Consider the following 9,686-nt stretch of genomic DNA (forward strand, 5'->3'; position numbering starts at 1 on the left):
AGACATGGTCACCATGCAGCATGAACACCTGACCGCACGCGAGATCGCGCCCGCGGTCCCGACGCGCAGGGTCGCCTTCCGGACGCGGTTCCGGCGCGATCGGATGCTGCTGCTGCTGGCACTGCCCGGGATCGTCCTGGTGCTGCTCTTCCACTATCTGCCGCTGCTGGGCAACGTGATCGCGTTCCAGGACTACCAGCCGTACATCGGCATCTGGGACTCTCCTTTCGTCGGGCTGAACAACTTCCAGCTCATCTTCGACGGGAACCGCGCGTTTCTCGGCGCCCTCGGCAACACCCTGGTCATCTCCTTCATCCAGATCGTCGTCGTCTTCCCGCTGCCGATCGCTCTCGCCCTCATGCTGAACAGCCTGCTCAGCGACACCGTCAAGAAGGTCGTGCAGACCGTGTTGTACCTGCCGCACTTCATGTCATGGGTGATCGTGGTCGCCATCTTCCAGAACGTCCTGGGCAACGGCGGACTCTTCAACACATGGCTGCACTCGATCGGCTCCGAAGGGTTCAACATCATCGGCAACCCGGACGCGTTCCTGATGCTGATAACCAGTCAGGCCGCGTGGAAGGACGTCGGCTGGGCCTCGATCCTGTTCCTCGCAGCCCTCTCCCGCATCGACCCGAATCTGTACGAGGCCGCCGACATGGACGGCGCCAACAGATGGCAGCAGACGTGGCACGTGACGCTGCCCGGCATCCGGAGCATCATCGTCCTCCTCCTGATCCTCCGGCTGGGCGACGTGCTGACGGTCGGGTTCGAGCAGATCATCCTGCAACAGCAGTCGGTGGGACGTGAGGTGTCCGAGGTCCTCGACACCTACGTGTACAACAACGGCATCATCAACGGCGAATGGGGCACCGCCGCCGCCGTCGGCCTCGTGAAGGGCCTCGTCAGCGTCGCGCTCGTGCTCGGCGCCAACAAAGTCGCCCACATCTTCGGCGAGAGAGGGATCTACCAGTCATGACTGCCACCGTGTCGCGTCCCGTCCGCCGCCGTCTCCGCTCGCTGCCGTGGAGCGCGCTGAAAGGCATCGTCCTCGCCGCTGCGTGCATCGCGGTGATCATCCCGTTCGTCATGGTGGTCTCCACCAGCCTCGCCGCCCCTGACCAGGTCAACGCCGCCGGCGGGTTCGTGCTGTGGCCGGACCATCCCTCGTTCGACGCCTACGAGGCGATCCTCTCGGGCGGCACGGTGACCCGTGCGGTCGTCATCAGCATCGGGATCACGGTGGTCGGGACGGCCGTCTCGCTGGCCTGCACCGCCACGCTCGCCTACGCGCTGTCGCGCCCGGGCTCGTTCGCCCACAAGCCCATCCTGCTGATGGTGCTGTTCACACTGCTGTTCAGCCCGGGGATCATCCCCACGTATCTCGTCGTCGACCAGCTGGGCCTCATCGACAGCTGGTGGTCGCTGATCCTGCCAGTGGCGGTGAACGCGTTCAATGTGATCATCATGCGGGCGTTCTTCATGGACCTCCCGCCGGACCTGATCGAGTCCGCCCGGCTCGACGGCGCCGGGGAGATCCGCATCTTCCTGCGCATCGTGCTGCCGCTGTCCGGGGCGGTGCTGGCCGTCGTCGGCCTGTTCTATGCCGTGTCCTACTGGAACAGCTTCTTCAACGCACTGCTGTATCTCAACGACACCTCCATGTGGCCGCTGCAGCTGATCCTGCGCACCTACGTGATCAACGGCAGCCCCCTCGGCACCGACAGCGGCAGCTCCGAGGTCGCCCAGTTGCCGCAGCAGTCGCTGCAGATGGCGATTCTCGTGCTGAGCATCATCCCGATCCTCCTGGTGTACCCGTTCCTGCAGCGGCACTTCGCCAAGGGCGTCCTCGTGGGCGCAGTGAAGGGATGACCGACTGCTACCGCAGTGCGTTCGGCGACCGCTCCGGGAACGCACCGGCCGGCGCAGGCCCGCTGACGACCGCGCTCGGCGACGGGCCGGTCGCGAGCCCCACCGCTGCCCTGCGCAGGGGGTTCAGCGGCCCCCTCTCGCTCGCGTACCGGCACACCGGGCGCGCGCCCGGAGACGTCGCCGTGGCGGTGGAGCGGGGCCTGGCGGTCGGCCTCGCGGTCGACAGCGAGCTCAGCTACCTCGTCTTCCCCGAGGCCGCCGGCGACCGCTACGCGGCCGCAGCCGTCGCGATCGACCTGGTCTTCGCCGACGGTGCGCGGCTGTCCGAGATCGGTGCGCGCGACGACTATGGCACGCCCGCCACCGCCCGGGCGCAGGGGCGGTCGCGCGTGCTCGTTCCCGAGCAGTGGAACCGCGTCGTGGTACCGCTGGCGCCGGCCGCCGGCCGCACCGTGTCCGCGATCGAACTGAGCGTCCATGCTCCTGCCTCGAGCGCACCGTTCAGCGGCTGGCTCGACGACGTCACGATCGCACGCATTCCGCCGCGGACCGGCCTCGATCCGGTGGACTACGTCGACACCCGTCGCGGCACGAACTCCAGCCGGGACTACTCCCGCGGCAACACCATCCCGGCGACGGCGATGCCCAACGGCGCCAATCTCCTGACTCCGATGACGGACGCCGAATCCGAGAAGTGGCTGTATCAGTACGCGCGGGCGAACAACGCCGACAACCGACCCGTGCTGCAGGGTCTCGGTCTCTCCCACCAGCCCAGCCCGTGGATGGGCGACCGCAATCAGCTCGCCGTCATGCCCGTCCTGGCCGGGGGAGCCGGGGCCGTACCCGTCTCACCCGCCGCACGTGCGCAACCGTTCGGGCACGATGCGGAGAAGGCGCATCCGCACGAGTACGACGTGAGGTTCGACGGCGGCATCCGCGCGCGCATGGTGCCGACGATGCACGGCGCCTGCTTCCGGTTCACGTCGCCGTCGGACATCGCCGTCGTGGTCGATCGGGTTGCGGGCGCCTCCCATTTCCGGCTCACCGACGCGGGGGAGATCGAGGGCTGGGTCGACGGGGGCACCACGCTGTCGGCGGGGCGCAGCCGGATGTTCTTCGTCGGCCGGTTCGACCACCCGCCTGCAGACGGCAGGTCTTTCGCCGAACGCCCGACCGCGCTGGCGGTGACCTTCACCGCCGGGGTCACCGGTGTCGAACTGCGGCTCGCGTCGTCGTTCATCGGACTCGATCAGGCGAGGGCGAACCTCCAGGAGACGGCCGAATCCTACGATCGGCTGCGGGATGCCGCGCGTGAAGCATGGAACACCCGGTTGCGGGTCGTCGAGGTCGAGGGCGCGAACCACGACCAGCTGGTCACCCTGTACTCGAGCCTGTACCGCGTGAACCTCTATCCGAACTGGCAGCACGAACAGCCCGGTGGCGACTGGGATGCCGGACCGCGGTACGCGAGCCCCGTGCTCGCGCAACGCCCCTCGACCCGCACGAGCACGGGCGCGGTCGTGCGCAGCGGCAGGATGGCGGTGAACCACGGCTTCTGGGACACCTATCGCACCGTCTGGCCGGCGTATTCATTGCTCTACCCGGAGCGGGCCGCGCAGCTGCTGGACGGCTTCGTCCAGCAGTACCGCGACAGCGGGTGGATCGCCCGCTGGTCATCGCCGGGGCACGCGGACCTGATGACCGGGACGAACGCGGACGTGGCCTTCGCCGACGCGATCCTCAAAGGCGTTCCGGTGCCCGACCCGTGGGAAGTGTACGAGGCTCTTCTGAAGAGCGCGACGGTGGCACCGCCCTCGGACGCGGTCGGACGCAAGGGCGGCGCGCTCAGCCCGTTCCTCGGCTACGTGCCGATCGAGGTCCCCGAGAGCGTGTCCTGGACGACCGAGAACGCGATCAACGATGCCGGCATCGGCAACCTCGCCGATTATCTGGCAGCCCACCCGGCCACCCCGGAACGCCGCCGAGGGCGGCTTCGCGACGAAGCCGCCTACTTCCGGCATCGCTCCCGGGGCTACCGGAACCTGTTCGACCGTGCGACGGGGTTTCTCCGCCCGCGTGATCGCGCCGGCGCCTTCGAGGACGCGGCATCCTTCGACCCGGAGTCCTGGGGAGGCGCGTACACCGAGACGAACGCGTGGACCTTCGCCTTCCATGCCCCGCACGACGGCGCCGGCCTGGCTGAGATGTACGGCGGCAGGGCCGGTCTCGAACGACGGCTCGACGCCTACTTCGCCACCCCGGAGCTCGCCGCGAAGCCGGGCACCTATCCCTCGGTCATCCATGAGATGGTGGAGGCGCGCGACGTGCGCATGGGCCAGTTCGGCTTCAGCAACCAGCCCGCGCACGCGATGCCGTATCTGTATCTGTACGCGGGGACGCCGGCCAAGACGCAGCGGCTCGTGCGCGAGGTCCTCCACCGGCTCTTCCGCGGCAGCGCCATCGGACAGGGCTATCCGGGCGACGAGGACAACGGCGAGATGTCGGCCTGGTACCTCTTCAGCGCGCTCGGCATGTATCCCCTCGCGGTCGGCTCCCCGATCTACGCGCTGGGCTCACCGCTGTTCCCCCGGGCCCGACTCCGTCTGGCAGGCGGCCAGGTGCTCGAGGTGGTGGCGCAGAACCACGCCGACCGGAACGTCTATGTGCAGGCCGTGCACCTGAACGGTGAGCCGATCGAGTCGCCGTGGATCGACCACCGTCGACTCCTCGCCGGCGGCGTCCTCACCTTCCGGATGGGCTCGGCGCCTTCGCAGTGGGGCACGGCGATCGTCACGTCGCCGCCCTCCCCGCTCCTCCGCGACCTCGCGAGCACGGCCGTCGTCACCTCGGACGACGGGACCGAGACCGGCACGTTGATCGACGATGACGCCACCACCGATGCCGTCTTCGCCACCGCCCGTCCGACGGTCACCATCCGCCTCCCCGCCGCGACCGTCATCGAGATGTACACCCTCACCAGCGGCGACCGGTCCTCCGCGCCTGCCTCCTGGACTTTCGAGGGCGAGGCGGACGGCGGGTGGATCGAGCTGGACTCGCGACGGGAGGAGCGGTTCGCGTGGGACCGGCAGACGCGCCCGTTCGGGCTCGCGGTTCCCGCGGTGCCGTGCTCCGCCTACCGTATCCGCTTCCACGCCACCGCCGGAGGCGCGCCGGCCAGCATCGCCGAACTCGAGCTCCTCGCCGTCGGCCCCGCACCACGGAGGTCGCCGGAGTGAACGACAGCACGCCGCGTCCCACCGTGCGCTCCCGCCGCGCCGCGCTCGCGCTCGACATCGGCGGAACGAAGGTCGAGTCGGCTCTCGTCGACAGTCGGGGACGCCTCCTGCCCGGCACTCGGCATCGTGCGGAGACCGGTCGCGTGCGGACCGCGCGACAGCTCGATGACGCCGTCGCGACCGTCGCGCGCGCGGCGCTCACGGCCGCCGCGGACTCGACGGAGGTCGTCGGCGTCGGCATCGGGTCGGCCGGCCCCATCGACGTGGCGCGCGGCACCGTGTCCCCGATCAACCTGCCGCAGTGGCGGAACCACCCGATCGTGGACGTCGTGCGCCGCGCGACCGGACTCGAGCAGGCGTGTCTTCGCCACGACGGTCTGTGCATCACGCTCGCGGAGAACTGGATCGGCGCGCTGGCCGCGTGTCGCGATGCGATGGCGATCGTCGTATCCACGGGCGTCGGTGGAGGACTCCTCATCGATGGTCGCCTCCATGCCGGCCGCACCGGCAATGCCGGCCACATCGGGCAGATCCAGATCCGCGAGCGCGCCGACTCCGGCCCGGATGCCGCGGCGACGCTCGAAGGCATCGCCGCGGGACCGCGCGCTGTCGCATGGGCACGTCGCCACGGTTGGGAGGGGACATCCGGTGAGGCTCTCGTGGCGGCCATGCTGGAGGGCGAGCCGGTCCCTTCCGCGGCGATCGCCCGCTCCGTCAACGCGGTGGCGGAAGCGATCGTGAACGCGGGCGCGCTGCTCGACCTGGAAGCCGTCGCGATCGGCGGAGGCTTCGCGAATGCGATCCCCGGGTTCGCAGACAGGGTCGCGATGGTCCTCGCTGACGCGGCACCGTTCGAGACGCTCCGCGGCATCGCCGTCGTCAGTTCGACGCTCGCTGACAGCGGCCCGCTCATCGGGGCTGCGGGGCTCGTCCTCGAGCCGCACCGGGTCATCGCGACCGAGAGGGCCGTGAGGTGGTTGTGAGCGACATCGAAGAGGGCCCCGGGAGACGATCCCCGGGGCCCTCTTCGATGACGGCGTCGCTCAGACGCCGAAGTACAGCTCGTACTCGAACGGGTGCGGACGTGCCGCGAGCGGCTTGATCTCGTTCTCGATCTTGTACTCGATCCAGGTCTCGATGAGCTCCTCGGTGAACACGTTGCCGCGGGTCAGGAACTCGTGGTCGGCGCGCAGCGCCTCGAGCGAGTCGAGCAGCGAGTTCGGTACCTGCGGGATGTTCTTGGCCTCCTCGGGGGGAAGCTCGTACAGGTCCTTGTCGACCGGCTCGTGCGGCTCGATGCGGTTCAGGATGCCGTCCAGGCCCGCCATCATCTGCGCGGCGAAGGCGAGGTACGGGTTGCCGGAGGCGTCGGGAGCGCGGAACTCGATGCGCTTGGCCTTCGGGTTCGAGCCGGTGATCGGGATGCGGATGGCGGCGGAGCGGTTGCCGGCCGAGTAGACCAGGTTGACCGGGGCCTCGTAGCCCTTGACCAGGCGCTTGTACGAGTTGAGGGTCGGGTTGGTGAACGCGAGTACCGCCGGGGCGTGGGCCAGCAGGCCGCCGATGTACCAGCGGGCGATGTCGGACAGCCCGCCGTAGCCCTTCTCGTCGTAGAAGAGGGGCTTGCCGCCCAGCCACAGCGACTGGTGCGTGTGCATCCCGGAGCCGTTGTCGCCGAACAGCGGCTTGGGCATGAACGTCGCCACCTTGCCCCACTGCTCGGCGGTGTTCTTGACGATGTACTTGAACTTCAGGATGTCGTCGGCCGCGTGCACCATGGTGTCGAAGCGGTAGTTGATCTCCTGCTGACCACCGGTGCCGACCTCGTGGTGGGCGCGTTCGAGGATCAGGCCGGACTCGATCAGCTTGAGGCTGATGTCGTCGCGCAGATCCGCGGTCTTGTCGACCGGGGCCACGGGGAAGTAGCCGCCCTTGTACGCCGTCTTGTTGGCGAGGTTGCCGCCCTCCTCGACGCGACCGGTGTTCCAGGCGCCTTCCTCGGAGTCGACCGCGTAGAAGCTCGTGTTCTGCTTCACCTCGTAGCGCACGTCGTCGAAGATGTAGAACTCGGCCTCGGGGGCGAAGAACGCGGTGTCGGCGATGCCGGTCGAGGCCAGGTACTTCTCGGCCTTCTTGGCGACCTGGCGCGGGTCCTTCGAATAGATCTCGCCGGTGCGCGGGTTGTAGATGTCGAAGACCATCACGAGGGTCTTCGCCTCACGGAACTGATCCACGTACCCCGTGGACACATCAGGGATCAGCTGCATGTCCGACTCGTGGATGTTGGCGAAACCCCGGATGGAGGAGCCGTCGAACAGCTGGCCGACGGTGAAGAACTCCTCGTCGACGGTGCTGGCGGGGATGTTGAAGTGCTGCTGCACACCAGGGAGATCCGTGAACCGGATGTCGAGGAACTTGACGTCCTCGTCCTTGATGAACTTCAGCACCTCGGATGAATCACTGAACATGGAGACTCCAGAGGTAGGGCATTCGGGAAGTTCCGCCCGCCACAGCGGACTGCCTCGACGCTATCGGGAGGGCATTGCCCGGCGGTATCCCTAATGTTTCGGGCATGTTACGCGTCCCCGTCTAGGGTTGATGAGTGGCGCAGACCCCGATCGAGAACTCCTATCCCGGCGAGCGTCTCGGGCTGCCCCGGAGCGGTCCCCGCAGCGTCGCCCGCGTGCCGCGGCGTCTCGGCGCGCTGGCGATCGACTGGGCCTGCGCGACGATCATCGCGGTCGCGTTCCTCGGCTATCAGCTGATCCCGTCGGATGCCGATGTCCAGACGCAGTCCGGCCTGGTGCAGTTCGCGCCGATGGCGGTGTTCGTGATCGTGCAGGTGCTGTTCATCCCGACGCTCGGCGGCAGTCCCGGGCACCGGGTCCTGCGCATGCGGGTCGTGGCGCTGAACGGCCGGTGGATCGGCCTGTGGCGCCCGATCGTGCGGAGCCTGCTGCTGGTCCTGGTGATCCCCGCGGTGATCTGGGATGCGGATCAGCGCGGCCTGCACGACAAGATCGCGGGCACCGCGATCATCCGGAGCTGAGACGACTCAGCGCTGACGCGGCGCGCGCGCCTTCGTCGGGTCGATGCCCTTCGGGATCGGCAGCGACGACAGCGACTGCGACACCGAGTCGAGCCGCTTGATCACGGCGGCCATCGTGGTGCGGTCGATCGCCTTGGGCAGACCCTTGATCGTGGCCGCGAGCTTCGCGATCGGCACCTCGTCCTCGCCGTGACCGATGAAGATGACCGTCACCGGCACGCCCGTGGCGACGCGCTGCGCCTTCGCCCGCTCGTCCGCGACCAGGCGGGTGAGCCGGCCGCGGGCGCCCTCGCCCACGACGACGACCCCGCCCCGGCCGATCGCGCGGTAGACGGCCTCCTGGGTGCGCGGGTTGACGCCCACCGGGGTCTCGCCGGCCTGCCAGTTGCGGCCGAGGGAGCTGGACATCACATAGCCGGCCGCGCCCGGCATCCCCTCGATCTTCTTGTACATCGCGGTCGTCGACAGGCGGGTCATGGTGAACATGGCGCCCAGCACGCCGAAGACGAGGCCGGTGATCGCCCACAGGATGACGCTCCAGACCGCGACGGGCGGCAGCAGGAAGCCGACCAGCACACCGATCGCGACGCCGACCACGAGGATGCCGGCCAGCAGCCACGGCAGCCACGGATACGCCTCCTTCGTGAAGCGGAAGAGGGTCTTGAGCTGCGAGAAGAAGCCGGGACGCTTCTCGGGGGCGGTGCTGCGGGCCATGGGTTCCAGCCTAGCGGCGCGGCGTGCATCCTCTTCTCCCCAGCGGCGCCGGTGCGCGACGCCGTGCGCCGTGCGGGGAGACCTGCCCGCGCGGCCCGGCGCGGCGGGGCACGGTGAGGGCATGACCGACACGCCTCCCGTCGACGACCCGTTCCTGACGGCGCTGCCGCCGGTGCTCCGCCGCGTCGCGCCGCCGGAGTCGCCCTGGCCGGCGGCCCTGGTGCGAGCGGGCGCGCAGACCGGGCTGCTGGTGGACGCCGATCTGCTGCCGGACGAGGTGTACCGGCCGGCCGGGGAGCACGTCGCACGGCCGTGCGAGGTGTACCGCACGAGCGCCGGGCACGCCGTGCTGATGCCGCGGGTCCTGCGTCCGATCGTCGGCGGCATGGCGTCCGATGCGGGCGCGGCGGTGACGATCGCGGTCAGCCTGGTGCGAGGTCTCGCCGAGCTCGGCGAAACGCGTCCGTGCGGGGCGTGGTGGCTCGGTGACGACGGCCGTCCGCTGTTCGTGCCCATGATGTCGGGCCCGGATGCCACGGCGACGACCGCCGACGTGCTGCGCGAGGCGGCGTCGGCGAGCGGTCTCGCGCTGCTCGCCGAGCTCGCCGAGCAGGTGTGCGAGCTCGAACCGCGAGACGTCGCGGACTGGGAGGAGCGGTTGTTCGCGCTGCACGTCCCGGGCGCGGTGTCGATGGGCTCGGCCGCCGCGCCGACGTTGCGACGAGCCGATGCGGCGCGGCCGCGTCCTGCCGACAGGCGTCGCGCCCTGGTCACCGAGCCGCGGGGCCGAGCGGCGGCCCTGGTCGCCGGCGTCG

General features: G+C 69.4%; 7 protein-coding genes and 1 pseudogene. 6 read left to right on the forward strand and 2 right to left on the reverse strand.

Features of this window, described 5'->3' with window-relative positions:
• Positions 1–4 precede the first annotated feature (4 nt).
• Genes QM626_RS08290 through QM626_RS08305 form a run of 4 tightly spaced genes read left to right on the forward strand, consistent with a single transcriptional unit; the run spans position 5 to position 6,091 of the window.
• Positions 5–979, forward strand: coding sequence for an ABC transporter permease (locus tag QM626_RS08290; protein ID WP_415075893.1), 975 nt, complete (start codon positions 5–7; stop codon positions 977–979).
• Entirely contained in the window at positions 976–1,872 is an 897-nt protein-coding gene (locus tag QM626_RS08295) for a carbohydrate ABC transporter permease (RefSeq protein WP_415075895.1), read from the forward strand. The genes QM626_RS08290 and QM626_RS08295 overlap by 4 nt, the downstream gene beginning before the upstream one ends.
• A complete protein-coding gene (locus QM626_RS08300; RefSeq protein ID WP_415075897.1) occupies positions 1,869–5,108 on the forward strand; it encodes a GH92 family glycosyl hydrolase in 3,240 nt (1,079 codons plus the stop codon). The genes QM626_RS08295 and QM626_RS08300 overlap by 4 nt, the downstream gene beginning before the upstream one ends.
• Positions 5,105–6,091: an ROK family protein gene (locus QM626_RS08305; RefSeq protein ID WP_415075899.1), complete on the forward strand. Its 987-nt coding sequence runs from the start codon at positions 5,105–5,107 to the stop codon at positions 6,089–6,091. The genes QM626_RS08300 and QM626_RS08305 overlap by 4 nt, the downstream gene beginning before the upstream one ends.
• A gap of 60 nt (positions 6,092–6,151) precedes the next feature.
• Here the strand turns inward: QM626_RS08305 and glnA are convergent, their stop codons facing one another.
• Positions 6,152–7,576, reverse strand: coding sequence for a type I glutamate--ammonia ligase (gene glnA / locus QM626_RS08310; RefSeq protein WP_415075901.1), 1,425 nt, complete (start codon positions 7,574–7,576; stop codon positions 6,152–6,154).
• A gap of 134 nt (positions 7,577–7,710) precedes the next feature.
• On the opposite strand from glnA, the gene QM626_RS08315 reads away from it, so the two are divergent.
• Positions 7,711–8,157 (forward strand): RDD family protein, encoded by a 447-nt coding sequence (locus QM626_RS08315; protein WP_415075903.1) that lies wholly within the window; start codon positions 7,711–7,713, stop codon positions 8,155–8,157.
• Between the two features lie 6 nt (positions 8,158–8,163).
• Here QM626_RS08315 and QM626_RS08320 read toward each other — a convergent pair whose 3' ends face one another.
• Entirely contained in the window at positions 8,164–8,871 is a 708-nt protein-coding gene (locus QM626_RS08320) for a DUF4191 family protein (RefSeq protein WP_415075905.1), read from the reverse strand.
• 121 nt (positions 8,872–8,992) lie between these two features.
• Here QM626_RS08320 and QM626_RS08325 point away from each other — a divergent pair.
• Positions 8,993–9,686 (forward strand): annotated as a pseudogene (locus QM626_RS08325) (hypothetical protein); the annotation flags it as partial.

It is taken from the genome of Microbacterium sp. (assembly GCF_047606385.1).
GTDB lineage: Bacteria > Actinomycetota > Actinomycetes > Actinomycetales > Microbacteriaceae > Microbacterium.

Bases quoted from the DNA above. Each gene is read 5' to 3' on its own strand.
- QM626_RS08320 (WP_415075905.1), bottom strand. From the start codon at position 8,871: ATGGCCCGCAGCACCGCCCCCGAGAAGCGTCCCGGCTTCTTCTCGCAG.
- QM626_RS08290 (WP_415075893.1), top strand. From the start codon at position 5: ATGGTCACCATGCAGCATGAACACCTGACCGCACGCGAGATCGCGCCC.
- glnA (WP_415075901.1), bottom strand. From the start codon at position 7,576: ATGTTCAGTGATTCATCCGAGGTGCTGAAGTTCATCAAGGACGAGGAC.
- QM626_RS08300 (WP_415075897.1), top strand. From the start codon at position 1,869: ATGACCGACTGCTACCGCAGTGCGTTCGGCGACCGCTCCGGGAACGCA.
- QM626_RS08295 (WP_415075895.1), top strand. From the start codon at position 976: ATGACTGCCACCGTGTCGCGTCCCGTCCGCCGCCGTCTCCGCTCGCTG.